The following is a 25,387-nucleotide window of genomic DNA, read 5'->3' as shown; positions in this document are numbered from 1 at the left end:
CGTGACGGTCGACAGAGAGCGCGTCGAGCGGCTCACGCGAGAGCTTCTCGCGGCGATCGGCGAAGACCCGGACCGACCGGGATTGAAGCAGACCCCGACGCGCATGGCCGAGCTGTACACGGAGTTCTTCTCCGGAGTGGGCGAAGACCCGGCTGAACCGCTCGCGCGCACCATCAGTGTCTCCCGAGGCCCCGCGCCCGACACGCTGCCCTCCGGCGCCGTGCTGCTGCGCGACATCCGCTTCCGCTCCGTCTGCGAGCACCACCTGCTGCCCTTCGCCGGGCACGCGCACATCGCCTATCTCCCCGGCGAACAGGTCGTCGGGTTGGGAGCGCTCGTGCGGGTCGTCGAGATCCTCGCCGCGCGTCCGCAGGTGCAGGAACGGCTGGGCGAGCAGATCGCCGACACGATCGCGGAGCACCTCGACACCCGCGGTGTGCTGGTCGTGCTCGATGCGGCGCACGGCTGCGTCACCATGCGCGGCGGACGCCAGACCGAGGCCTCGACACTCACCATCGCGGCGCGCGGTGAGTACAACGATCCCGTCTCCCGGGCCGAGCTCATCACTCTGATCGGCTCGGCCGGCTTCGGAGCAGCGCACGGATGACGGGCATCTGGGGCATCGTCAACGTCACTCCGGACTCGTTCAGCGACGGGGGTCGCTACCTCGACGTCGACCGCGCGGTGGCCCACGGGCTGCGGCTCCGCGCCGAGGGAGCAGCTGTGCTCGATGTGGGTGGTGAATCGACCAGGCCCGGCGCCGACCGGGTCGGCACCGACGTCGAGCAGCAGCGAGTGATCCCGGTGATCGAACAGCTCGCTGCCGCTGGCGTGCCGGTCAGCGTCGATACGCTCAGCGCCGCCACAGCAGCCGCCGCCGTGCGGGCGGGGGCCAGGATCGTCAACGACGTCTCCGGGGGGCTCGCCGATCCGGAGATGCGCGCTGCCGTCGCGGAATCCGGCGCCGACTTCGCGATCGGGCACTGGCGCGGGTTCTCTTCGGACATGTATGCCAATGCCGAGTACCACCGCGTCGCGCGCGAGGTCGCCGGCGAGCTGCAGGAGCGCATCGGTGAGGCGGCCTCATCGGGGATCGCGCCGTCTCGCCTCATCATCGATCCCGGCATCGGGTTCGCGAAGTCGGGAGCGCAGAACTGGGACATGCTGCGCGGGCTCGACGAGATCGTCGCACTGGGCCCTCGGGTGCTGATCGGCACGTCGCGCAAACGGTTCCTCGCAGAGGTACTCCGTCAGGAGACAGGTCCCGACGAGGAGGTCTCCGAATCCCGTCGCGACCTCGCCACCGCCGTCACCAGTGCGCTCGCGGTCAGAGCCGGAGTGTGGGCCGTGCGTGTGCACGACGTGGCATCCACGCGCGACGCCCTGGCGATCGCGCACGCCTGGGAAGGCTGAGGGCGTCTCGGGGCGATCCCCGTACGCTAGACGTATGGAGCCCCTCGACGAGATCGTCCTCACCGGTCTGACGGTGTTCGGCCGTCACGGCGTCTTCGAGCACGAGCGTCAGGACGGCCAGGAGTTCACGATCGACCTGCGACTGCGGCTCTCCCTCGCGCGTGCCGCTGCCTCCGACGATGTCGTGGACACGGTGCACTACGGCGAGCTGGCCGAGAAGGTCGCCGCGGTCGTGTCGGGGGAGCCCGTGAACCTGATCGAGACGCTCGCCGAACGCATCGCCGCGGTCGGTCTCGACGACCCACGGGTGCAGGACATCACCGTGACGGTGCACAAGCCCCACGCCCCGATTCCCCTCGACTTCGCCGATGTGGCGGTCACCCTGCATCGCCGCCGAACCCCTGATGCGCCGGAGGACACCACCGCATGAGCCGCAACCTCGCGAACCCACCCGCAATGCCGGCGCCTCGCCCCGGGCGGCCGGAGGTGACGGCCGTCGTCGCCCTCGGCGCGAACCTCGGCGATCGCCATGACACGATCACCGCTGCCGCCGAGCGGATCGCACGACTGCCGCTGGTCAGCGAGGTGCGGTTGTCGAAGCTGTTCGAGACGGTCGCCCTCCGGCCCGACGGTCCCGATCCCGACGCCCCCGGCTACGTCAACGCGGTGGCACTGGTCACCACGCGTCTGGCCCCCGAGATCCTGCTCGGAATGCTGCACGCCATCGAGGATGAGAACGGTCGGGAGCGCCGTGAGCGCTGGGGCGACCGCACCCTCGACCTCGACCTCATCGCGTACGGCGACGTCATCTCCGAGGAACCGCATCTGCAGCTGCCGCACCCGCGTGCCGCCGAACGCCTCTTCGTGCTCGACCCCTGGCTCGACGTCGATCAGGACGCGGTGCTGCTCGGTCGGGGGAGGGTCGCCGACCTCGCGGCCGCCCTTCGTGCCGGAGGCGAGGGATGAGACGTACCTCCGCCGGCGTGCTCGTCCTCCTCGCACTGCTGGGCGGCGGCGTCGGCTTCCTGCTCGACCATCTGCTGACGGCCTCGGGGCGCGCGACTTTCACGCCGTCGCTCCTGCTGCCGGTACTCCTGCTGCTGATCGCCGCGGCATCTCTCGGCGTCGCCTGGCCGGTGCGACGCAGTGTGCGTTCGGGCATCCGCATCGATCCGTTCCGTGCGCTGAGAGCGGCGACGCTCGCCCGTGCATCCAGCCTTCTCGGCGCGATCATGGCGGGGTTCGGAGCGGGGCTGCTGGTCTTCCTCCTGTCGCGCCCCGTCGTTCCGCCGGTAGGGTCGACTGTGGCCATGCTGGCCCTGATCGGAAGTGCGATCGTCCTCGTGATCGCTGCTCTCGTCGCCGAACAGTTCTGCACCCTGCCGAAGGATCCTGATGACTCAGAACCCAGAGACCGCGCCCCTGAACCCGGCGGAGGGCACTGACCTCGACGCCCTCGACCGTGGCACCTACACGCAGCTGCGCACGGCGCGCAACGAGGCCCGCCTGGAACTCGACGGCACCTGGCACCAGATCTCGCCGCGCTACGTCGTCTCGCAGATCGTCCAGAACGTGATCTTCCTCGTGATCGTCGCCGCCGCCGCGATCGTGCTGAACATCGTGCTGGAACAGGACTGGGTGTGGATCCCGGCCGGTGTGATCCTGCTGATCACGGTGGTCACCCTGATCATCCTCCCGCGTCAGGCGAGGGCGATCGGCTACATGCTGCGCGCCGACGACATCGTCTTCCGCAAGGGGATCCTCTGGCAGCGCATGATCGCCGTGCCCTACGGCCGCATGCAGCTTGTCGACATCACGCAGGGGCCGCTCGACCGTGCCTTCGGGATCGCCCAGCTCAAGATGGTCACGGCTGCGGCGACGACCGGTGTGCAGATCCCCGGTCTCACGCAGGAAGCGGCCGAGGCACTGCGCGACACGCTCATCCATGTGGCCGAGACCCGACGGACCGGCCTGTGAGCGAGCAGCAGCCTCCGCTCGCGACGCACAGCCCGCAGGCATCGGCGGGGGAGGCCCCGACGACCCTCGCGAACGGCGAGTGGCACCGGATGCACCCGCTCACGCCGCTCTTCAAGGGCGGCCTGGCGCTCATCATCATCGGCGGCATCGTCATCGCGAACATGCGCGACCGCCTGATCTCCTGGGCCGTCGCGCTCTTCGCGCCGGAAGAGGCGCATTACGGCGACTACGCCGGCGCCGATCCCGTCGACTGGGTTCTCTCGAACAACCTGATCCTGGTCGCGTTGCTGAGCGTGCTGGGCCTCGTGATCGTGCTGATCCTGATCTTCTGGTTCATCTGGCGCTTCCAGCAGTTCCGCATCACCGGTGACCACGTCGAGGTCCGCAAGGGCATCATCTTCCGTTCGCACCGACGCGCGCCGCTCGACCGCGTGCAGGGTGTCAACCTGACGCGTCCGTTCCCCGCGCGCATCATCGGCCTCGCGAAGCTCGAGGTCGTCGGTGCCGGCAACGACGCGAACGTCGAGCTGGAGTATCTGGCGACCCCGCGTGCCGAATCCGTGCGCGCCGACATCCTCCGTCTGGCGTCCGGCGCGCGCGCGGCGCGCGACGCCGCGCTCAACCCGGCAGCAGCCGCAGCGGCGGCGGCCGCACCGGCATCCGCGCGAGCGCAGCTCGTCGGATCGATGAACGCGGGAGTCAACGGTCTGATCGCCGGAGTCGATCTCGCCGACGTGGTCCCCGAGAGCGTCGTGAAGATCCCGACCGGTCGGCTGGTCGGATCGCAGCTCATCTCCGGACTGCTGTGGTTCGTCTTCTTCGGTGCGATCTTCGCGATCGCGATCGGCAGCGCCCTGATCGGGATGCTGGCCGACGGCAACTCGGACGGGGGGTTCATCCTCCTCGGGCTGGGACTCGGCATGGGCGTTCCCATGATCGTCGCCGTGGTCGGTATCACCTGGGCGCAGATCTCCAAATCGCTGCGCTACTCGATCGCGCCGACACCGGACGGCGTGCGGATCACGTACGGTCTCCTCACGACCGTCACCGAGACGCTCCCGCCCGGTCGCATCTTCGCCGTGGAGGTGTCGCAGTCGCTGCTGTGGCGTCCCTTCGGCTGGTGGACGATCAAGATCAACCGGATGAGCGGCAAGAGCGCGGCGCAGCAGTCATCGGGCAGCGGCCAGCAGTTCAACGTGGTGCTGCCGGTCGGCAAGCGTGCCGATGTCGAGCGGGTGCTCGCGCTCGTCCTTCCCGACGTGCCCGCCGAGAGCATCCCCTCGCTGTGGGAGCAGGGCATCGTCGGCCCTGAGGGTGACGACACCTATCGGACCATGCCCCGCCGAGCGCGGTGGCGACGTCCGTTCTCCTGGAAGCGTCACGGCTACCTGGTCGCAGACTTCGGGCTGCTGCTCCGCCGCGGGAACGTGTGGCGCAAGCTCGCCGTGTTCCCGCTCGCACGGCTGCAGGGCGTCTCGCTGAGCCAGGGGCCGATCGACCGCGCGCAGCGTGTGTCCGGTGCGCAGGTGCACACCGTTCCCGGTCCCATCACCGGCTACCTGTCCGGTCTCGAGCGTGCCGATGCGCTGGCGCTGATCGACGAGGTCACGGCCGCAGCGGCGGAGGCCGCGTCCCGCGACACCACTCACCGGTGGAGCGAGCATGCGGCGCCGCAGCCGGTCGCCGCACCTCCCGCACCTCCTGCGTACACGGGACCGCCGCCCGTCGCCGCACCTCCGGCGTACACGGGGGCGGCGCCGGTCTTCCCGGCTCCGGAGCACACGGCTCCGCCCGCGCCTCCGCTCGTGCCGCCCACACCTCCGGCAGCTCCGCCCGCACCTCCGGTAGCGCCGCTCGCGCCTCCAGTCGTGCCACAGGCGACAGCGCCGGTCGCTCCGCCCCTGCCTCCGGCGGTTCCGTCTTCGCCCTCGGTGAACGCCACGACCCCGCCCCCGGTTCCTCCGGCCGTGCCTCCCGCCGCGCCCGAGGCTCCCTCCGAACCCCCGCTGCGACGGCGGAGACGGAGCGACGATGGCACGTGACGGGCGCCTCGGTGTCGGCATCATCGGTGCCGGCCGTGTGGGCCCGGTCGTGGGCGCAGCCCTCGGTGGTGCAGGCCACGCCGTGATCGGCATCACGGGCGGCTCCGACGACGAGCGAGCCTCCGCCGTGCTCCCGGATGTGCCGGTGCTCGAAGCGCTGGAGGTCGTGCGTCGAGCCGAGCTCGTGATCATCGCGGTCCCCTCGGAGCAACTGCCCTCTCTGGTCGCCGGCATCGCGGAGGTGGGCGGCTGGCAGATCGGTCAGCTCGTGCTGCACACCGACCCCGCCTACGGCATCGAGGTGCTGCGTCCTGCGGCCGAGCGCGGCGCGATCCCTCTCGCCGTGCATCCGGCGATCACCTTCACGGGGACGTCGATCGACCTCCGCCAGCTCCAGGCCGGGTTCGCCGCGGTGACTGCGCCGGCCGCCGTGCTGCCGATCGCCCAGGCGCTCGCCGTGGAGATGGGATGCGAGCCCGTGGTGATCGCGGAAGCGGATCGTCCCGCCTATGCGGATGCCATCGCGACGGCCACGGAGTTCTCGCGGTCGATCATCGGTCAGTCGACCGAGCGACTGCGGCAGATCGGTGTGGAGAACCCCGGAGGGTATCTCTCGGCGCTCGTGCAGTCGACCGTCGAGAGAGCATTGCGCGAAGCCTCCGACGTTCCGCCGTTGATCTGAGCGGTTCCCGCCGCGTCTCAGCGCAGGGTGCCGGAAGCCGCCGTGTCATCGTCCGCCCGAGAAGCCCCCGCCGCCCCCGCCACCGGAGAATCCGCCGCCGAAGGACCCGCCCGCGCTGGACGAGGACCCCGTCGACGGCGCCGAGTAGGTCGCCGCCGAGTGCGACGAGGCCACGAACGAGGCGAGCTGCGCGCGCAGCACGAACGAGGTCGGGTCGCCGATCCAGGTGGCGCCGTGCTGTGCACGCGTGTACGCCTTCTCGAGCACCTCGCCCCATTCGTCCTCCATGCCGAAGAGGATGGCGTAGGGGAGGAGGCGCTCGTAGACGTGGATGACGTCGGCGGTGCCGTCTGCTCGACGTTCGGCCCCGCTGTAGGACTGCAGCATGCGCAGGCGGTCGGCGTCCGCGACGCGGATGAACTCCTCGACGCCGCGCAGGTACTCGTAGGTGCGGGCGCCTTCGGCCGTGAGCACCGTGTGCTTCGAGAAGCCGTAGATGCTGGAGAGCAGCACCAGGAAAGCGCCGAAGGAGATCACCACGAGCGCCGGGATCGCGGAGAGCCGCCCGCTGGCCGCGCTCCAGATCCCGAACGCCAGACCGATGACCGCGATGCCGATCGCACACCACTGCAGGATCACGGCCGCCCGACTGCGCGCCTTCTCGGTGAGCCCGCGGTTCTGCGCCTCGATCGTCCCGCGTTGCTCCAGGGCGGTCATCCGCGCGGCGAACGTCTCATCGGCGGTGGGCAGGTCGACCACACCCTCGCCGTCCGCGTCGGTGAAGAGGGCATCCAGGGCCTCGACGTCGAGCTGGTCGGGGAGTCGCGTTCCGGGGAGCCGACGCAACCGGGCCTCCTCCTCCTCCGCCCCCTCCTCGATGCGCAGCGTGCCGCGGACGGCCAGGTGCACGATCTCCGAGGGGATCACGTCCTTGGCGCCGGGCACCACGGCGGCGGCCAGCAGGGGAGGCAGTGAATCCGGCACGTCGTACTGGGCGACCACGATTCCGGTCGCCCTTCGGCGTCTCCGGGTGAAGGCCGAGACGGCCACCCAGCTGCCGACCGAGAGCCCGAGCGCGCCGACGGCGGCGACGATCGGGGTGACGTCCGCCACGGGGTCGGGGGTGCGGGCGAGAGGCTGGGTGACCGTACCGGCGTCGAAGCCGATGGCGACGGTCACCCCGTCGCCGGCAGGACGGGCTCCCGATTCGACGCGGAACGTCACATCGCGCCCGTCCGCGATCGGACCGTCCAGCTCGCACTCGTCCTTCGAGCCGGAGGGACCGGTGTAGCAGCGCGTGGCCCCGTTGAGCGCAGCGCTCAAGGAGGAGTCGAGCGTGACGTCAGCGCGGAAGCGATCGATGGACTGCGTGCTGTCGAGCGGCAGCAGGTCCCAGTAGAACTCGTCCGCGGGAGGAGCCGACGATCCCGCAGAGGGTTTCGTCGCCAGGATCACATCGCGCATCTCGTACTCGATCACGTACGTGGTGAGACCCCGGACGAAGTCGTCGTCGTTGCCCGTGAGCACGTAGAGGAGACCGTCCTCCTCGTCCGTCTCGTAGGGCACCTCCGCGCCGTTCCCGTCGGTCACGGAGAGTACCGTCGTCTCCGTGCTGGCCCCTTCGTACGAGGTCGCGAGCCCCCGGACGATGCCGTGATTCTGGTCGGCGTCGGGGAAACGCGCCACGAGCGTCTCCGTCACACGCATCCGCGCGCGGCCGTCGTCATCGAGCCCGACCTCGTACGCCGCGTCCCAGGAACTGTAGGAGAAGTCGTCGACATCGGTCGTGGCGGCGCGGATCGGACCGGCTGCGGCGTGAGCGGCGTGCTCGGCTGACGTCGCGAACGCCGCAGCCGGGGTGAAGGCCGCCACGAGGGCGAGGGGGAGTGCAGCGAACGCGCGGAGGATCCGTGTGTGGGCCATTCTCCGAGGCTACCCAGCACGCGACCGATGGCGTCACGCCGCCTCGGTAAACTGGGAGGGACTTCCAAGGAGCCCCCCACATGACTGACGCGTCGCCCGCGCCCGAATCGGCATCGACCGACCCCTCCACCGACGAGGACGTCCACGAGCAGAAGGCCGTGCGGCTCGCCAAGCGCGAGCGTCTGATCGAGAAGCGGTCGAACGCGGGGGGAGGGGCATTCCCCGTCGGAGTGCCCGTCACTCACACGATCCCTGCACTGCGCGCCGAGTACGGCGACCTCGAAGCGGGTGCCGAGACCGGCGTCGTCGTCGGGGTCGCCGGCCGAGTGGTGTTCAGCCGCAACACCGGCAAGCTCTGCTTCGCCACCCTGCAGGCCGGCGACGGGTCGCGTATCCAGGCCATGATCTCCCTCGCGAACGTCGGCGAGGAATCCCTCGCGGACTGGAAGGAGTACGTCGACCTCGGTGACCATGTCTTCGTGCACGGTGAAGTCATCTCGAGCCGTCGCGGCGAGCTGTCGATCATGGCCGACGACTGGACGATCGCTGCGAAGGCGATCCTCCCGCTGCCCAACGCGTACTCCGAGCTCAGCGAAGAGGGCCGGGTGCGCAGCCGCTACCTCGACCTGATCGTGCGGGAGCAGGCGCGCAACACCGTCCGTGCTCGGGCCGCCGTGAACGCGAGCCTGCGTTCGACGTTCACGAGCCACGACTACCTCGAGGTGGAGACGCCCATGCTGCAGGTGCAGCATGGAGGAGCCTCTGCCCGCCCGTTCATCACGCACTCGAACGCGTTCGACACCGAGCTGTACCTGCGCATCGCGCCGGAACTGTACCTCAAGCGCGCGGTCGTCGGCGGCATCGAGCGCGTCTACGAGATCAACCGCAACTTCCGCAACGAGGGTGCTGACTCGACGCACAGCCCCGAGTTCGCGATGCTCGAGGCCTATCAGGCGTACGGCGACTACAACCAGATGGCCGCGCTCACGCAGGAGCTCGTGCAGAACGCGGCGATCGCGGTCGCCGGCTCCACCACGGTGACCTGGGCCGACGGCACCGAGTACGAGCTCGGCGGTGAGTGGGACCGCATCTCGATGTACGAGTCGCTCTCGGCCGCTTCGGGTCGTGTCATCACCCCGCAGGACTCCGTCGAGGACCTCATCGCCTTCGCGGAGGCCAACGATGTGGATCTGCCACCGCAGGCAACCCACGGCAAGCTCGTCGAGGAGTTGTGGGAGCACTTCGTGAAGGGCGACCTCGTCCGCCCCACGTTCGTGATGGACTTCCCCGTCGACACGTCGCCCCTCGTGCGCGAGCATCGTTCGATCGCGGGCGTCGTGGAGAAGTGGGACCTGTACATCCGCGGCTTCGAACTGGCGACGGGATACTCCGAGCTCGTCGATCCCGTGATCCAGCGGGAGCGCTTCGTCGAGCAGGCCAAGCTCGCAGCACGCGGCGATGTCGAGGCCATGCCCGTGGATGAAGAGTTCCTTCGCGCCCTCGAGCACGGCATGCCGCCGTCCGGCGGGATGGGCATGGGGATCGACCGACTGCTGATGGCCATCACGGGTCTGGGCATCCGGGAGACCATCCTCTTCCCTCTGGTGAAGTAGTCCACGGAGTCGTTCATCCCATCGGGCCGCGCCGGAACGCCCATTCCGGCAGCATGGCCCCGCCGATCATGGTCTCCAACAGTGCGGCGAGCGAGTACCGAGGGTCGATCTCGCGCACCATCTCGAGGTAGCGGCCCGCGTGACTGGCGCGCCCCAGCGCCCAGGACAGCCACGCGGCCACGGTGAGCGGGGCGGGTCGCGAGTGCCGGGGTGCACGGGCGGCTGCCTCGCGCGCGACCGAGAGGGCGCACCGCAGGCGTTCGGTGTCGGGCGTCGGTCCGCGTCCGAGGAACACGTCGCCCACTTCGTCGGGAACCATGACGCCGGACTCGGCGAAGGCGGTCTGGGCGTCGAGCGTGCGGGTGCCTCCCGCGAGGTCGGTCGCCCATTGCGCGATCGCCACGTCGCGCAGCAGCGGCTTCTCCAGACACCACAGCAGCGCGGCTGTCGCGAAGGGTGGAAGACCGTCGGGTGCAGCCAGCACCGACTCGAGGAACGCGGGCACGTCGTCGAGCAGGACGAGTGCGGCGATGAGCTGAGGATTCTCCCTGGCGCTTCGCGGAGCGCGCCCGCGCCGATCGAGGAGCGCGTCGAGGTCGGCGGATGCTCGCCCGACCCGCTCCTTCTCCGCCAGATCGACGGTCGGCAGCTCCGTGCCGACGTTCTGATCTCCGGACACGTCTTCCATCGGCGGCAGGTCGGACGGAAGGCGGATCTGCGCGAGAGACCCGAGCTCCGGTTCCTCCTCGAGGTAACTCGACCAGCCGGACGGCGTCACGCACAGAGCGTCGACGACTCGCAGACCCGCATCCTCCGCGCAGCCGAGCACCTCGTCGATCACCACCGCGTGCGGGAGCACCAGGCCGTCGCGCGTCGGGTGCGCATCCTGATCGGTGTAGACGACGACGGCCACCGCATCCGTTCCGGAGACCCGTGCCACGAGCCCGACCGCGTTGTCGGCATAGCGACCGACATCGGTGCTCTCCTCGGGGAGGTCCAGACGCATGGCACCGTCGGTGCGCGAGCCGCGGAACGGGAGGAGGACGATGCTCCGACGGGGCGTGAAGCCGGCGAGAGAGGGGACGATGCCGAGGAATGCGGCGGAATCGGTGGCGCGGAGAACTGTGGTCATCTCGAGAGTGTGCACGTCGGCGGGGCGGACGGGAGGGGAAAAGGGGGCTTGTGGACGCAGATCCTGTGAGTGCCGGAGTGTGCACGAACAGTGGCTCGCGTACCATGGAGGGATGGACAACTTCTGGCTCGCCGCGGCATGGTCGCTTCTGCCGACCGTCGGAGTGAGCGTCGTGTTCTTCCTCGTGGTCCGAGGCATCCTCCGTTTCGACCGCACCGAACGCAAGGTGCACGCGCAGATCGAAGCCGAGGAGCGCGCAGCGCGGGGCCTCCCGCCACGCGGCTGATTCCCACCCCATCGGCTACTGTGAAGCCAGTGCATCTGCTCAGATGCGCGTGAGCTGTGACGGTCACTGCGGTGGCGAGGGGGCACGATGACGGCGGATAGCTGGGCATGGTGGATCGCCGCCTTCCTGCTGATGCTCGACATCGTCATCCGCGTCACTGCGATCATCGTCATCCCCCGCAACCGCCGCCCCACCGCCGCGATGGCGTGGCTGCTCGCCGTCTTCTTCATCCCTTTCGTCGGCGTCTTCCTGTTCCTCATGATCGGCAACCCCCGCCTCCCGCGGGCGCGTCGACGCAAGCAGGATCAGATCAACGAGTACATCGCGGAGACCAGCGAGCACCTGCACTTCGGCACCCTGCGTCCGAACGCCCCTGCGTGGTTCGGCCCGATCGTGCAGATGAACCAGAAGCTCGGCGCCCTCCCGCTCTCCGGCGACAACGGCGCCCACCTCATCTCCGACTACCAGGAGTCGCTCGATGAGATGGCCGAGGCCATCCGCACCGCGCAGGAGTACGTGCACGTCGAGTTCTACATCCTGCAGTCGGACGACTCGACCGACAACTTCTTCCGCGCCCTCGAAGAGGTCTGCGCGCGAGGGGTGGAGGTCCGCGTGCTGCTCGATCACTGGGCGAACCGCGGAAAGCCCCGCTACAAGCAGACCATCGCGCGACTCAACGCGATGGGGGCGGACTGGCACCTGATGCTCCCGGTGCAGCCGCTCAAGGGCAAGATGCAGCGCCCCGATCTGCGCAACCACCGGAAGCTCCTCGTCGTCGACGGCAACATCGCATTCCTCGGGTCGCAGAACATCACCGATTCGACCTACAACCTGAAGAAGAACATCAAGCGAGGACTGCACTGGGTCGACCTGATGGTCCGTCTCGACGGTCCCGTGGTGTTGAGCGTGAACGCGATCTTCGTCGCCGACTGGTACAGCGAGACCGACACGGTGCTCGAGGGCATCGACATCGCCCACGCGAACATCGGCTCCGGGGATCTCGACTGCCAGGTCGTGCCCTCCGGCCCGGGGTTCGAAGTCGAGAACAACCTCCGTCTCTTCCTCGCACTGCTCTACGCGGCGAAGAAGAAGATCATGATCGTCAGCCCCTACTTCGTCCCCGACGAAGCCCTGCTCCTCGCGGTCACGGCCGCCGTCGACCGTGGCGTGCACGTCGAGCTGTTCGTCTCGGAAGAGGGCGACCAGGCGATGGTCTATCACGCCCAGCGCAGCTACTACGAGGTTCTGCTCAAGGCGGGAGTGCGCATCTGGATGTATCGCAAGCCCTACATCCTGCACACCAAGACGCTCACGATCGACGAGGAGGTCGCGGTGGTCGGGTCCAGCAACATGGACATGCGCTCCTTCGGTCTGAACCTCGAGGTCTCGATGCTGGTGCGTGGCGAGGAGTTCGTCGCCGAGATGCGGGAGGTCGAGGACAAGTACCGCTCCCTCAGCCGTGAGCTGACGCTCGAGGAGTGGATGCAGCAGCCGCTGCGCTCGACCGTGCTCGACAACCTCGCCCGCCTCACCTCCGCGCTGCAGTAGTCGTCGCGCTATCCGTCGCGAGTCCGCGAGGGCTACCCTGTGAGCATGACCTCCGCGCTGCGTCCTCTCGCCCCTGTCGTCGGTCTCGTCGCCGCGGCGCTCCTCGTCGCCGGCTGCACCGCGAGCCCCGGTACGGAGACGCCGACGAGTTCCCCTGCGCCGAGCGCGGGCGGCGTCGACGACCGGAACGACATCGAGGGTGCGCTGCTCGACGACGGACGCATGTTCGCCGTCGTCACTGTGGGCTCCTCCACGTGCGTCCCCCAGGTGGACCAGGTGAGCGCCGAGGGACAGACCGTCACGGTCACTCTCGTCGACGCCGAGGGCGAGTCGCCACGGCCGTGCACGAAGGACCTCGCTCCGCGGGCCAGCATCGGCGCGCTTCCCGAGGGCGTGGATCCGACAGCCGACATCACCCTCGAGGTCACCTATGGCGACATCACCGACGACGTCGACCTCGACGGCGACCCCGCCGCGACGGGCACGCCCGGCACGTCGACCGAGTACCTGCCGTCTGCCGGCTGGTCCGGCGACGGCGCTCTGGTGCTGCTCACCTGGGGATCGTCGTCCTGCCCGCCGGTGATCGAATCCCTCGAGGGGTCGGGGAACAGTGGCACGGCGACGTTCGTGACGGATGAGACCAAGGCCTGCACGATGGACATGGCTCCGCGCGCCACGCTGCTCTCCTTCGGGGACGACGCGGTCGATGACGACGCGCCCTTCACTCTGACCCTCGTCGGCGGAGGCCTCGAAGGCACGGTCGAGGTGCGCTGAATCCGAAGCCCGCGGGCCTTCAGAGGATGTGCACGGGGTGGCCCGTCGGCAGCGCCAGCAGAAGCGCCCCCGGGTCTGCCCAGCAGGTGATGCGCACGGCTTCCCCGAATTCGTCGCCGTCGAGCTCGATCGGGATCGGGTCGGGCGCTGCAGCCTCGGCCGCGGCCCCGTGGAAGTAGTGGACGGAGGCGTTCTTCCCGCGCCGTTCGAGGACTCGGCGTCCCGCGCGGAAGCGTCGCAGCACGGAGTTGTCCCACCAGATCTTCCGCCAGACGGCGAACCAGCCGAGCATGCCGGTCGGCTGGATGACCGCCACGTCGAGGGCGGCGTCGGTGATCGATGCCTCGGGGATCAGGGATATCCCGGCAGGGAGCGTGCCGCAGTTCGCGAACAGCAGGCTGTAGGCGCGATGGGTATGCAGGCGTCCGTCGTCGATCTGGTAGACCGCGCGGAACGGCTTCGCGCGAGGCAGGGAGCGGGCGGCGCCGTCGACGTACGCGATCCACCCGACGGATTTCTTCAGATCGGAGCGGGTGTTCGCGATCATGTCGGCGTCGAGACCCATTCCGGCGAGGACGACGAACGCATGCTGCGCCTCCTCACCGTCCTGTCGAGTCAGCCGCGCCCAGCCGATGTCGATCGGGTGTCGGAAGTCGCCGAGCGCCGCCTGGATCATCTCGGTCGGGTCGCCCAGCGGGAGCCCGAGATTGCGCGCGAGCAGATTCCCGGTGCCGCTGGGCAGGATCGCCAACGGCACCCCGCTGTTCGCGATCGCCTCCGACACGGCGCGCACCGTGCCGTCGCCTCCCGCGACCAGCACGACGTCCACCCCGCGCTCCAGCGCCTGCGCCGTGGCGAGCTGGCCGGCGTCCTCGACGGTCGTGGGATAGAACGCGGGATGCTCCCAACCGGCCTCCCGGGAGAGATCGCGCACTCGGCCCCGGAGGTGCTTGCCGTCGACCTTGATCGGGTTGTAGATGAGCGCCGCCTGTCGCCGGACGGGTTCGCTCGTGGTCATGGCGCTACTCTAAACCGCGATCCACTCGGGTCGCCCATCCGGCGCCGGGCCTTCCCGGCGCGAGGAGAATGGAGACATGCGCGATGACTCCGACGACACCGCTCGCACCGTGCTCTCCGCGATGATCGAAGGCGACCCCGATCGTCTGCGGCGACGGAGCATCTCGCTCGGGGTTCCCGTCGACGACGCCGACGACGCGGCGCAGAACGCGCTGCTGCGCGCCTGGAGGTCGATCTCTCACCTCGACACCCCGCAGCCAGGGCGCATGTGCGCCTGGCTCGACGTGATCGCCAGGAACGTCGCCGTCGACCTCGCCAGACAGCGCTCCCGTCGCCCCGCCGCGACGCTGGAAGAGGCGGCGGACGAGCACGTCAGCGTCGAGTCCGTCGTCGAGGCGCGAGTCCTGCTCGACGGAGCAATGGCGGCTGTGCATGCGCTCCCACCCACGCTTCGGGAACCACTGCTGTTGACGGTAGCCGACGGGCTCTCGGCGGAGGAGGTGGCGACGCGACTCGGAATCGAACCCGCCGCCGCCCGGCAGCGCATCTCGCGGGCACGCAAGGCGCTGAAGGCCTGCCGCGGCACAGGCATGGGGGTGGCGTGAGGGAGACTCTCCTGCAGGTCTCCCTCACGTCATCTCAGGCGGTCCCGAACGGGTTGTCGATCGCGTAGCGCCAGCCGTGCGCATCGTCGTACACCGCGACGTCGGCGGTCGTCCCGGCGAGGGAGACCTCCGACCCGTCGGGTGCGACGCCCGAGATCGTCCAGTCGGCGACCGCGAGGCCGGTGCCCGCGCTCTCGAAGACGTGACGGACCGTCATCGAGATCGGCAGGTTCAGGCCGAGGAACTGCTCGAGCGCGCCCCTCACGGCTTCCGTGCCGGTGACCGGTGTCCCCGGCGCGGGGACGAAGACCACCTCCGGGGTGTTCAATGCCATCAATCCGTCGAGGTCACGGGCGTTGAAGCGGTCGGCGAACGCCAGGTTCAGCTGATCGAGGGCGGTGACGCGAGTGCTCATGGGTGTTCCTTTCCGAGGGTCGGCGGAATGCCGGCCGTTGCAGAGGAAGACGATGCTGCGCCGAGAGTGTGACATCCGAGAGGGTGTGACGATCACCGTAGACTTGGTGGATGATCGACCTCGCACTCCTCCGCGACAATCCGGAGATCGTCCGCCGCTCGCAGACTGCTCGTGGAAACGACCAGAGCACCGTCGACGTCGCACTCGAGGCCGATCGATCGCGCCGGTCGGCGCTCTCCGCATTCGAGGAGCTGCGAGCAGAGCAGAACGCCTTCGGGAAGCTGGTCGCGAAAGCCCCGAAGGAGGAGAAGGCCGCCCTGGTCGCGCAGGCCAAGGACCTCGCCGAGCGAGTGAAGCAGGCCCAGCACGCCGCGAACGAGGCGGCTGAGGCAGCGGCCGCAGCCCTCGCCCGGATCGAGAACGTCGTCATCGACGGTGTGCCGGCCGGTGGCGAAGCCGACTTCGTCGAGCTGCGGCGTGTGGGAGACGTGCCCGCTTTCGACTTCGAGCCGAAGGACCACCTCGAGCTGGGCGAGCTCCTCGGTGCGATCGACATGGAACGCGGTGCCAAGGTCTCCGGCGCCCGCTTCTACTTCCTGCGCGGCATCGGAGCACGTCTCGAGATCGCGCTGATGAACCTCGCGCTCGACAAGGCGCTGCAGAACGGCTTCGTGCCCCTGATCACCCCGACGCTCGTGCGCCCCGAGATCATGCAGGGGACGGGCTTCCTCGGCGAGCACGCCGACGAGGTCTATCACCTCGACAAGGACGACGATCTGTACCTCGTCGGCACCAGCGAGGTCGCGCTCGCCGGGTACCACAAGGACGAGATCGTCGACTTGACGGACGGTGCCCTCCGGTACGCCGGCTGGTCGACGTGCTACCGGCGTGAGGCGGGCTCGCACGGCAAGGACACCCGAGGCATCATCCGTGTGCACCAGTTCAACAAGCTCGAGATGTTCGTCTACACGACGGCCGAGGACGCGGAGGCCGAGCACCTGCGCCTCGTCGCGCTGCAGGAGGAGATGCTGACCTCTCTCGGCCTCGCCTACCGCGTGATCGACGTCGCAGCGGGAGATCTCGGTTCGAGCGCGGCCCGCAAGTACGACATCGAGGCCTGGGTCCCCACGCAGGGTGCCTTCCGCGAGCTGACGTCGACCTCGAACTGCACGACGTTCCAGGCGCGACGTCTCGATGTGCGGTACCGGCCGGTGGTGGAGACCGCGGATGGTGCTGCGCAGGGCGCGGCGAAGACGCAGCACGTCGCCACGCTGAACGGCACGCTCGCCACGACGCGCTGGATCGTGGCGCTGCTCGAGACCCATCAGCAGGCGGATGGATCCGTGCGCGTCCCCGAGGTGCTGCGCCCGTATCTCGGCGGCCTCGAGGTGATTGAGCCGCTCGCTGAGGGGCGGGCCGCACGATGACGGACGCCTGGCTGGTCGGCCTCGACGTCGACGGGACCATCCTGCTGCAGGACGAGACGATGAGCCCCGGTGTTCCGGAGGCGATCGCCCGCCTGCGCGACGGCGGACATGTCGTCACGATCGCGACCGGACGAAGCTGGATGGCGACGCGGCGCTACGTCGAGGAACTCGGACTGACCGCTGACTTCGTCGTCTGCTCCAACGGGGCCGTGACGATGCGGCGATCGGGCGATGACTGGGAGCGTTGGAACGTGGAGACGTTCGACCCCACCCCGGTTCTCGGTCTGCTGCGAGAGCGGCTGCCCGACGCCAGGTACATGGTGGAACTGGCTTCGGGGCAGCGGCTGTTCACGGAGCAGCTCGACGACTGGACGCTCGACGGCGGTCGACAGGTCGACTTCGACGAGCTCGGAGCCCTTCCCGTCTCGCGCATCGTCGTCGTCTCTCCCGGTCACGACGAAGAGGACTTCCACCGTCTGGTCGCTGACGCCGGTCTGAACGAGGTGTCGTACGCGATCGGCTGGACGGCGTGGCTGGACATCGCACCGCAGGGTGTGGACAAGGGCACGGCGCTGGAGCAGGTGCGTACCGAGCTCGGGCTCGGCGGGGGGCGCATCCTCGTCGCCGGGGACGGGCGCAACGACATCGGGATGTTCGGCTGGGCGCGCTCGCTCGGTGGTCGGGCGGTGGCGATGGGCCAGGCTCCGGACGTGGTGAAGGAGGCAGCCGGCGAGGTCACCGCAGATGTCGTCGACGGTGGCCTGGCGCGAGCGCTCGACACGCTTCCAGCCCCCGCCCAGGTCAGCGCCGGAGAATAGAACTCGGCTAGACTCACGCCTGGTCGGCAGAAGTGCCTGCCGGGAGGGTTGTCCGAGCGGCCGATGGAGCTGGTCTTGAAAACCAGTGGGCAGAGATGTCTCGTGGGTTCGAATCCCACACCCTCCGCATTGTGAGCACGGTGTCCCCCGCACCGGCGCTGAATCCGAAAGGTCCCGAGTGAGCCAGAACCCCCGACGCCGGCACACCATCGCGCGCCATGGTCAGCTGGGTACTCCCGGTACCGTCGGCCAACTCCTGAAGTTCATCGCCATCGGCCTCGCCGTGGTCCTGGTGAGCGGCCTCGGCGTCGGCGCCTACGTCTTCTACGACCTCACGAGCACGGTCTCGGCGAATGCTGTCGAGATCGAGGGCCAGGACCCCATCCCGCCGGACATCGGCGAGTACGAGGGCGGCTTCAACATGGTGCTCACCGGGGTGGACACCTGCGAGGAGAAGTACAAGGACCTGTTCGGCGAGCGGTGCACGGGAGCTGACGCCGAGGGAACGCTCAATGACGTGAACCTGCTCGTCCACGTCTCGCAGGAGCCGCGCCGCATCACGGTGGTCAGCTTCCCCCGAGACCTGATGGTCCCGATCCCGTCCTGCACGGACAAGAACGGCAACGCCACCTCTGCGATGAGCAAGCAGCCGCTGAACACGGCGTACACGGACGGCGGCCTGAACTGCGTCGTGAAGACCATCTCCGAGCTGACCGATCAGGAGATCCAGTTCGCGGCCGGCGTCACCTTCGGCGGCGTGATCGAGATCACGAACGCCATCGGAGGCGTGGACGTCTGCCTCGCCAACCCGATCAAGGACCGCTACACCGGACTCGACATGGCCGCGGGCACGCACACGGTGGAGGGGCTGCAGGCGCTCCAGTTCCTGCGCACCCGTCACGGGGTCGGCGACGGCAGCGACCTCGGCCGCATCGGCAACCAGCAGCAGTACATGTCGAGCCTGGCCCGCAAGATGATCAGCGGCGAGGTGCTCGGCAACGTCCCGGTGATGCTCAAGCTCGCGAACACCGCGATCCAGAACCTCGAACCGAGCGAGTCGCTCACGAATCCGATGACGCTCGTGCAGATCGCGCTCGCGGTCAAGTCCGTGCCGTTCGAGGACATCGTCTTCGTGCAGTACCCCAACGGCGCGGACTCGGCGAACCCCAACAAGGTCGTCCCCAACTACACCGCAGCCGCTGCGCTCTGGGATGCGCTCGCCGAGAACGCGCAGCTGCAGATCACGCACGAGAACAACCGCAACGACGGTGTGATCGTGCAGGAGCCGACCACGACCGGCGAACAGCCCACGGACACAGCGGCGACTCCGGACCCCGCAGCGACCCCCGACAACGTCGTGGCGCTTCCCGATTCGATCAAGGGCAACTCCGCCGCGCAGCAGACCTGCTCCAACGGCAACGTCCGCTGACGACTCCGCGAGGGAGCGCAAATCGCTTGCGCCTTCTTGCAAGGACTTGCGTACACTGACTGCATGTCGAAGCGACTCGCCGAGGTGGCCCGCAAGGTCGGAGTGAGTGAGGCGACGGTCAGTCGCGTGCTCAACGAGAAGCCGGGGGTCTCGGACGCCACGCGCCAGGCGGTCCTCACCGCCCTCGACGTCCTCGGCTACGAGCGGCCGACGAAGCTGCGCGGAGAACGCGCCCGCCTCGTGGGCCTGGTGCTGCCCGAGCTGCAGAATCCGATCTTCCCCGCATTCGCCGAGATCGTCGGCGGTGCGCTCACCCAGAACGGGTACACGCCGCTGCTCTGCACGCAGAATGCCGGAGGTGTGACGGAGTCGGACTACGTCGACCTGCTCCTCGCGCAGCAGGTGTCCGGCGTCATCTTCCTCGGGGGGAACTACACGCAGGCCGACGCCGCGCATCAGCACTACGAGCGCCTGCGTCAAGTGAACCTCCCCACCGTGCTCGTCAACGCCCGGGTGCCGGAGCTCTCGTTCGCCACGGTGTCGACCGACGACGCCGCCGCCGCGGAACAGGCGGTGCTGCACGTGCATCAGCTCGGGCATCGGAAGATCGGCCTGCTGCTGGGGCCGGAGGATCACATCCCGTCCCGCCGCAAGCTCGAATCGGCGCGACGCCTGCTCGAATCGCTCGGCGCACCGCTGGCGGACGAACTCGTCGTGCGCGGCATGTACTCGCTCGAGTCCGGCCAGGCGGGGGCTTCACGACTGTTCGCCGCCGGTGCGACGGCGATCGTGTGCGCGAGCGACCCGATGGCGCTCGGGGCGGTGCGCGCGGCGCGGCGTGCCGGGCTGTCGGTGCCGGGTGACGTGAGCATCGTCGGATTCGACGACTCCGCGCTGATGAGCTGCACCGAGCCGCCGCTGACCACGGTTCGGCAGCCGATCGAGTCGATGGGGCGAGCTGTGATCGCCCTCCTGCTCGCTCAGATCGCCGGCACGGCTCAGCCGAGCGACGAGCTCCTGTTCGAGCCTGAACTGGTGCTGCGCGCCTCGACGGGCCCCCTGCCTCTCTGACCACGGGTCCCCGAAGGGGCGCTGATTGTCGTGCCCGCAAATCATCGCAAATTTGCGACAACTCGTTTAGTTCTTGCGTTAAGTGATTGAGAAAGCTACATTCGACTCATCGCCACCGACGACGAGGAGTTCCGTGGACACTGACGTTCTGCGCACGACGGCACCCGCCGGCACCCTGACCATGCCTGCTGGCGACGGCTGGTGGCGGACGGCCGTGATCTACCAGGTGTACGTGCGCAGCTTCGCGGACGGAAACGGCGACGGCATCGGCGATCTCGCGGGTGTCCGCTCGAGGCTCCCGTACTTGAAGAGCCTCGGGGTGGACGCGCTCTGGTTCACCCCGTGGTACCTGAGCCCCCTCGCCGACGGCGGGTACGACGTGCAGGACTACCGCCGCATCGATCCCCGTTTCGGCTCTCTGGAGGAAGCGGAGCAGCTGATCGCGGAGGCGCTCGCTCTGGGCATCCGCACGATCGTCGACATCGTGCCCAATCACATCTCGGATCAGCACGAGTGGTTCCAGCGGGCGCTGGCGGCGGGTCCAGGCAGTCCGGAGCGGGAACGGTTCTGGTTCCACCACGGCCGCGGGGAGCACGGCGACGTCATCCCGACGAACTGGGTGTCGAGCTTCCAGGGAGAGACCTGGTCGCGCACGCGGAACCCCGACGGCACCGACGGCGAGTGGTACCTGCATCTGTTCACCCCCGAGCAGCCGGACCTGAACTGGAACCACCCCGATGTGCGACGTGAGCACGAAGACGTCCTGCGGTTCTGGTTCGACCGCGGGGTCGCGGGTGTCCGGATCGACTCGGCGGCTCTTCCCGTCAAGGACCCCGCGCTTCCCGACCTCCCCGCAGGTTCGGCGCCCACGGTGGACCATCCGCACATCGACCGCGACGAGCTGCACGACATCTATCGCGAGTGGCGTGCGGTCGCCGACGAGTACGACGGGGAGCGGGTGCTCGTGGGCGAGGTGTGGCTCGAGGATGCAGAGCGATTCGCCCGGTACCTGCGGCCGGGGGAGATGCACACCGCCTTCAACTTCGGCTTCATGACGCAGCCGTGGAGTGCGCGTGCCATGCGCGATTCCATCACCCGCACCCTCGCGGAGCATGCGCCGGTCGGTGCCCCGGCCACGTGGGTGCTCTCGAACCACGACGTCACGCGTCCGGTCACGCGGTACGGGCAGGCGGATTCCTCTTTCGCCTTCGAGCGCAAGCGCTTCGGCACCCCGACCGACGCGGCTCGCGGTGCGCGAAGGGCCCGCGCCGCCGCGCTGCTCGTCGCCGCGCTGCCGGGCAGTCTCTACATCTACCAGGGGGACGAACTCGGCCTTCCTGAGGTCGAGCTGCCGCTCGACGCGATCGAAGACCCCATGCACTTCCGCTCCGGTGGGGTCGACCCGGGACGCGACGGCTGCCGAGTGCCGCTGCCCTGGACGGGGGCGACGAGCCCCTACGGCTTCGGCGGCGCTCCCTGGCTGCCGCAACCCGAGGACTGGGCGGCGCTCACCGTCGAGGCGCAGGATGCGGACCCCTCTTCGACGCTCAACCTGTATCGCACGGCGATCGCTCTGCGACGGCGCATCGACGACTTCGCCGGCGACCACCTGGAGTGGCTCGAACTGGGCGCCGACGTCCTTTCCTTCCGCCGTGGTGACGGCACGCTCAGCGTCACCAACCTCGGGGCGGTCGCCGTGCCGCTGCCTGCACACCATGAGGTCCTCCTCTCCAGTGCGCCGCTCGACGGCGTGCTCCCACCCGACTCCACAGCCTGGCTCGCTCTGCGCGCCACCCCCACGCGCTCGCAGTGAGCGCCGTCGTGATCCTGCACCACCCGTTCAGCACCACATGGAAGGACAGACAATGAAGTCACCAACGAAGGCCATGGTCGCCGGCATCGCCGTGCTCGCGACGGTCGGCGCCCTTGCCGGATGCACGTCCGCCGGCGACGGGGACGGCGCCGACGGACGCCTCGAGCTGCGCGTCGCGACGTTCCCGCCCGGGGCGGATGCGGCCGCGTACGATGCGTTCGCCGCGCAGGAGAAGCAGTTCGAGAAGGAACACCCCGATATCGACATCATCGGTGTCGAGTACGAATGGGAAGGCCCCACGTTCGCCGTGCAGCTCGCCGGGGGAAGCCTGCCCGACGTCTTCACCGTGCCGTTCACCGACTCCAAGACCCTGCTCGAGAACGGGCAGCTGATGGATGTGACCGACGCGATCGAAGAGCTCGGCTACACGGACAAGTTCAACCCCATCATCCTCGACGGGGTCACCGGCGCCGACGGCAAGATCTACGGCTTCCCGCGGCAGGCGTACGCCGCAGCACTGCACTACAACCGCGACCTGTTCGAGCAGGCGGGGCTCGACCCCGACAGCCCTCCGGAGACGTGGGACGAGATCCGCGAGGCCGCCAAGAAGATCACGGACGCCACCGGCAAGGCCGGCTACGCGCAGATGGCCATCAACAACACCGGTGGATGGCAGCTCACGTCGCAGACCGTGGCCCGTGGTGGTCGCACGCAGACCGACAACGGGGACGGCACCGCCGAGTCGACGATCGACAACGACGCGACCAAGGCCTCCCTCCAGTTCCTGCACGACGTGAAGTGGGAGGACAACGCCTTCGGCTCGAAGGTCGACCTCGACTGGGGGACCATCAACCAGGAGTTCGCCGCGGGCAACATCGGCATGTACACCTCCGGCTCCGACATCTACACCGCTCTCGTGCGCGACTTCGGCATGGACTCGGACATCTACGGCATGACCGTCGTGCCCATGGAAGGCGACGACCCCGGCACGCTCGGCGGCGGTGACATCGCGGTGATCAGCCCCACGGTCGACGACGCGACCAAGGAAGCCGCAGTGACCTGGATCGACTGGTACTACATGCAGAAGCTCATGGACAAGGACGCCGCGGTGCTCGACGCGAAGACCCTGAATGAGTCGGGCCAGGCCGTCGGCACTCCGCTGCTGCCGGTGCTCAGCCGGGAGCTGTACGACGAGTCGCAGAAGTGGATCGCCGACTACATCAACGTGCCGGTCGACCAGATGGCGCCGTTCAGCGACCGCATCTGGGATCAGACGCCGGTGGGGGAGCCGAAGGTCAAGACGCAGGAGGTCTACGCCCTGCTCGACACCGTGGTGCAGAAGGTCCTGACCGACCAGAACGCCGACATCGACGCTCTCCTTGCCCAGGCGCAGAGCGATGCGCAGGCGAAGCTCGACGAGTAACCCTTCATGACGATGACGCTCCCCGAGCAGCGGGCGGCGGTGGAGGATTCTCCGCCGCCCGCTGTGCGCCGCTCCCGCCGCCGCTCACCCCTCACCTGGTTCCGCGGCGGCGGGCTCGCGAACCTCCTGTTCGTGCTCCCGATGCTGTTCGTGTTCGTGTTCTTCTCGTGGTCGCCGATCGTGCAGTCGGTGGTCATGAGCCTGCAGAAGACCAACCTGATCGTCTCCGAGTGGGTCGGGTTCGACAACTACCTCGCGGTGATCGGTGACCCCGAACTCGGCCGCGCTGTGGCCAACACGCTGTGGTTCGCCGTGCTCGCTCTGCTCTTCGGGTTCCCGCTGCCCCTGCTGATGGCCGTACTCATGAGCGAGGTGCGCCGCGGCAAGGGCATCTATTCCGCGCTCGCCTATCTCCCGGTCGTCATCCCGCCGGTCGTGGCCGTGCTGCTGTGGAAGTTCTTCTACAGTGCCGATCCGTCCGGTGTGTTCAACACCGTGCTCGGCTTCGTGGGCATCCCGCCGCAGCCGTGGATCCAGGACGCCGTCCAGGCCATGCCCTCGCTCGTGCTGGAAGCCACCTGGGCCGGAGCCGGCGGATCGATCATCATCTACCTCGCGGCGCTCCTGGGTGTGCCACCGGAGCTCTACGACGCGGCCGAGGTCGACGGTGCCGGCGTCTGGAAGAAGGTCTGGCACGTCACGCTGCCGCAACTGCGCGGCATCCTCTTCATCATGCTGATCCTGCAGGTGATCGCGACCGCTCAGGTCTTCCTCGAGCCGTTCCTGTTCACCGGCGGTGGCCCCGCGGGAGCGACCAAGACCGTGCTGCTGTACATCTACGACAAGGCCTTCCGGAACAGCCTGGGCGGCGACTACGGCGAGGCCACGGCTGTCTCGGTGCTGCTCGCGATCGTCCTCGCCCTCCTCTCCTGGCTGTACTTCAAGCTGACCGACCGTTGGAGCACGACGTGAGCCTCACCACCCGCCTCTCGACCCGCGCCGCAGAGAGGGCCGCGGAGAAGGCCGCTGACAGTGCGGGCGATCGCACCGTCATCTCCGACTCCGAACGTCGGCGCCCCGGCATCCGCATCGGGATGACGCTCACGCACGTGTTCCTCGCCGTCGGGCTGGTCGTCGCCGGACTCGGTCCCATCCTGTGGCTCGCGAAGTCGGCGATCACCCCGACGCAGGACACCCTGCAGCAGCCGTTCGCGCTGTGGCCGAACGGCATGGACTGGGAGAACCTCTCGACCGCGTGGAACGACATCCACATCGACCAGTACTTCCTCAACACGGTGATCATCGCGCTCGGGGCCTGGTTCGTGCAGCTGTTCATCGCGACGACGGCGGGCTATGCGCTCTCGGTGCTGCGCCCGACCTACGCGCCCATCCTCAACGCGCTGGTGCTGGCGACGCTGTTCATCCCCGGGATCGTGCTGCTGGTGCCGCTGTACCTGACGATCGTGCGTCCACCGCTGCTGGGCGATGTGAGCCTGCTCAACAACTACCTCGCGGTGTGGCTGCCGATGGGCGCGAACGCCTTCAACATCCTGCTGGTGAAGCGGTTCTTCGACAGTCTTCCGCGCGAGGTGTTCGAGGCCGCGCGCACGGATGGCGCCGGGCCCTTCCGGCTGTTCTGGTCGATCGTGCTGCCGATGTCGAAGCCGATCCTCGGGGTGGTCTCGGTCTTCGCGATCATCGCCGCGTGGAAGGACTATCTCTGGCCCATGCTGGTGCTGCCCGATCCCGCGGTGCAGCCGCTGTCGGTGCGGCTCCCCGCCGTGCAGTCGCAGACCGAACTGGACGTGTTCCTGGCCGCGCTCGCGATCGCGACCCTGATCCCGATCGCGATGTTCCTCGTCTTCCAGTCGGTGTTCCTGCGCTCGGCAGGTCTCGGCGGTGCCGTGAAGGGGTGAGACGCGTCGAGACCCACGTTCCGCGTCGAGACCCATCGCCGGCGACGCATCCTGCGATGGGTC

At 68.7% G+C, this 25,387-nt stretch carries 25 protein-coding genes and 1 tRNA gene; 22 read left to right on the top strand and 4 right to left on the bottom strand.

Features of this window, described 5'->3' with window-relative positions:
* The first annotated feature begins 1 nt into the window (after position 1).
* From folE to MOX01_RS16020, 8 genes are read left to right on the top strand one after another with little or no spacing between them, the layout of a single operon-like run.
* Positions 2-607: a GTP cyclohydrolase I gene (folE, locus tag MOX01_RS16055; RefSeq protein ID WP_061015362.1), complete on the top strand. Its 606-nt coding sequence runs from the start codon at positions 2-4 to the stop codon at positions 605-607.
* Complete coding sequence (folP, locus tag MOX01_RS16050; RefSeq protein WP_061015363.1) at positions 604-1,413, top strand: dihydropteroate synthase; 810 nt, start codon at positions 604-606, stop codon at positions 1,411-1,413. Before folE ends, folP begins: the two co-directional genes overlap by 4 nt.
* A 34-nt stretch (positions 1,414-1,447) precedes the next feature.
* Positions 1,448-1,843 carry a dihydroneopterin aldolase gene (gene folB / locus MOX01_RS16045; RefSeq protein WP_058631535.1) on the top strand — a complete coding sequence of 132 codons (396 nt, stop codon included), beginning with the start codon at positions 1,448-1,450 and terminating at the stop codon, positions 1,841-1,843.
* A complete protein-coding gene (folK, locus tag MOX01_RS16040) occupies positions 1,840-2,379 on the top strand; it encodes a 2-amino-4-hydroxy-6-hydroxymethyldihydropteridine diphosphokinase (protein WP_046746742.1) in 540 nt (179 codons plus the stop codon). The genes folB and folK overlap by 4 nt, the downstream gene beginning before the upstream one ends.
* Positions 2,376-2,858 carry a DUF3180 domain-containing protein gene (locus tag MOX01_RS16035; RefSeq protein ID WP_046746741.1) on the top strand — a complete coding sequence of 161 codons (483 nt, stop codon included), beginning with the start codon at positions 2,376-2,378 and terminating at the stop codon, positions 2,856-2,858. The genes folK and MOX01_RS16035 overlap by 4 nt, the downstream gene beginning before the upstream one ends.
* A complete protein-coding gene (locus MOX01_RS16030; protein WP_046746740.1) occupies positions 2,809-3,390 on the top strand; it encodes a PH domain-containing protein in 582 nt (193 codons plus the stop codon). The genes MOX01_RS16035 and MOX01_RS16030 overlap by 50 nt, the downstream gene beginning before the upstream one ends.
* Positions 3,387-5,432, top strand: a complete 2,046-nt coding sequence (locus MOX01_RS19515) for a PH domain-containing protein (protein ID WP_061015365.1) — start codon at positions 3,387-3,389, stop codon at positions 5,430-5,432. The genes MOX01_RS16030 and MOX01_RS19515 overlap by 4 nt, the downstream gene beginning before the upstream one ends.
* Positions 5,422-6,114, top strand: coding sequence for a DUF2520 domain-containing protein (locus MOX01_RS16020; protein ID WP_046746738.1), 693 nt, complete (start codon positions 5,422-5,424; stop codon positions 6,112-6,114). The genes MOX01_RS19515 and MOX01_RS16020 overlap by 11 nt, the downstream gene beginning before the upstream one ends.
* 45 nt (positions 6,115-6,159) lie before the next feature.
* Here the strand turns inward: MOX01_RS16020 and MOX01_RS16015 are convergent, their stop codons facing one another.
* Complete coding sequence (locus tag MOX01_RS16015; protein WP_141370510.1) at positions 6,160-8,037, bottom strand: DUF2207 family protein; 1,878 nt, start codon at positions 8,035-8,037, stop codon at positions 6,160-6,162.
* 80 nt (positions 8,038-8,117) lie between these two features.
* Between MOX01_RS16015 and lysS the strand changes: the two genes are divergently transcribed.
* On the top strand, positions 8,118-9,650 hold the full coding sequence (gene lysS / locus MOX01_RS16010; protein WP_141370508.1) for a lysine--tRNA ligase: 1,533 nt from the start codon (positions 8,118-8,120) through the stop codon (positions 9,648-9,650).
* A 13-nt stretch (positions 9,651-9,663) separates the two neighbouring features.
* On the opposite strand, the gene MOX01_RS16005 is transcribed toward lysS, so the two are convergent.
* Complete coding sequence (locus tag MOX01_RS16005) at positions 9,664-10,782, bottom strand: DUF4192 family protein (RefSeq protein WP_141370506.1); 1,119 nt, start codon at positions 10,780-10,782, stop codon at positions 9,664-9,666.
* Positions 10,783-10,894: 112 nt separating this feature from the next.
* Here MOX01_RS16005 and MOX01_RS19230 point away from each other — a divergent pair, with 112 nt between their 5' ends.
* From MOX01_RS19230 to MOX01_RS15995, 3 genes are all read left to right on the top strand, one after another.
* The gene (locus tag MOX01_RS19230; protein WP_164734077.1) at positions 10,895-11,068 is read left to right on the top strand and encodes a hypothetical protein; all 174 of its coding nucleotides are present in this window, start codon (positions 10,895-10,897) and stop codon (positions 11,066-11,068) included.
* 87 nt (positions 11,069-11,155) lie between these two features.
* Complete coding sequence (cls, locus tag MOX01_RS16000; RefSeq protein ID WP_046746734.1) at positions 11,156-12,616, top strand: cardiolipin synthase; 1,461 nt, start codon at positions 11,156-11,158, stop codon at positions 12,614-12,616.
* Positions 12,617-12,661: 45 nt separating this feature from the next.
* Positions 12,662-13,390, top strand: coding sequence for a hypothetical protein (locus MOX01_RS15995; RefSeq protein ID WP_058631527.1), 729 nt, complete (start codon positions 12,662-12,664; stop codon positions 13,388-13,390).
* A 19-nt stretch (positions 13,391-13,409) separates the two neighbouring features.
* Here MOX01_RS15995 and MOX01_RS15990 read toward each other — a convergent pair whose 3' ends face one another.
* Entirely contained in the window at positions 13,410-14,408 is a 999-nt protein-coding gene (locus MOX01_RS15990) for a diacylglycerol/lipid kinase family protein (protein WP_046746732.1), read from the bottom strand.
* Between the two features lie 76 nt (positions 14,409-14,484).
* Here MOX01_RS15990 and MOX01_RS15985 point away from each other — a divergent pair, with 76 nt between their 5' ends.
* The gene (locus tag MOX01_RS15985) at positions 14,485-15,012 is read left to right on the top strand and encodes an RNA polymerase sigma factor (protein ID WP_058631525.1); all 528 of its coding nucleotides are present in this window, start codon (positions 14,485-14,487) and stop codon (positions 15,010-15,012) included.
* Positions 15,013-15,046: 34 nt separating this feature from the next.
* On the opposite strand, the gene MOX01_RS15980 is transcribed toward MOX01_RS15985, so the two are convergent.
* Entirely contained in the window at positions 15,047-15,427 is a 381-nt protein-coding gene (locus MOX01_RS15980) for a YybH family protein (protein WP_058631524.1), read from the bottom strand.
* A gap of 110 nt (positions 15,428-15,537) precedes the next feature.
* Here MOX01_RS15980 and serS point away from each other — a divergent pair, with 110 nt between their 5' ends.
* From serS to MOX01_RS15935, 9 genes are all read left to right on the top strand, one after another.
* Positions 15,538-16,854, top strand: coding sequence for a serine--tRNA ligase (serS, locus tag MOX01_RS15975; RefSeq protein ID WP_061018213.1), 1,317 nt, complete (start codon positions 15,538-15,540; stop codon positions 16,852-16,854).
* Complete coding sequence (locus MOX01_RS15970) at positions 16,851-17,672, top strand: HAD family hydrolase (RefSeq protein ID WP_058631522.1); 822 nt, start codon at positions 16,851-16,853, stop codon at positions 17,670-17,672. Before serS ends, MOX01_RS15970 begins: the two co-directional genes overlap by 4 nt.
* 42 nt (positions 17,673-17,714) lie before the next feature.
* Positions 17,715-17,799, top strand: a tRNA-Ser gene (locus MOX01_RS15965).
* 51 nt (positions 17,800-17,850) lie between these two features.
* Complete coding sequence (locus MOX01_RS15960) at positions 17,851-19,101, top strand: LCP family protein (RefSeq protein ID WP_058631521.1); 1,251 nt, start codon at positions 17,851-17,853, stop codon at positions 19,099-19,101.
* Positions 19,102-19,164: 63 nt separating this feature from the next.
* On the top strand, positions 19,165-20,172 hold the full coding sequence (locus MOX01_RS15955; RefSeq protein ID WP_141370503.1) for a LacI family DNA-binding transcriptional regulator: 1,008 nt from the start codon (positions 19,165-19,167) through the stop codon (positions 20,170-20,172).
* A 181-nt stretch (positions 20,173-20,353) separates the two neighbouring features.
* Positions 20,354-21,985, top strand: a complete 1,632-nt coding sequence (locus MOX01_RS15950) for a glycoside hydrolase family 13 protein (protein WP_141370611.1) — start codon at positions 20,354-20,356, stop codon at positions 21,983-21,985.
* 52 nt (positions 21,986-22,037) lie between these two features.
* Entirely contained in the window at positions 22,038-23,408 is a 1,371-nt protein-coding gene (locus tag MOX01_RS15945; RefSeq protein WP_141370502.1) for an ABC transporter substrate-binding protein, read from the top strand.
* A gap of 6 nt (positions 23,409-23,414) precedes the next feature.
* Positions 23,415-24,380: a carbohydrate ABC transporter permease gene (locus MOX01_RS15940; RefSeq protein ID WP_174799794.1), complete on the top strand. Its 966-nt coding sequence runs from the start codon at positions 23,415-23,417 to the stop codon at positions 24,378-24,380.
* Complete coding sequence (locus tag MOX01_RS15935; RefSeq protein WP_046746726.1) at positions 24,377-25,324, top strand: carbohydrate ABC transporter permease; 948 nt, start codon at positions 24,377-24,379, stop codon at positions 25,322-25,324. Before MOX01_RS15940 ends, MOX01_RS15935 begins: the two co-directional genes overlap by 4 nt.
* Positions 25,325-25,387: the final 63 nt, after the last annotated feature.

This window comes from Microbacterium oxydans, assembly GCF_006540085.1.
GTDB lineage: Bacteria > Actinomycetota > Actinomycetes > Actinomycetales > Microbacteriaceae > Microbacterium > Microbacterium oxydans.
The sequence above is the reverse complement of the archived record's forward strand: the minus strand, read 5'-3'. Positions and strand labels throughout refer to the sequence as shown.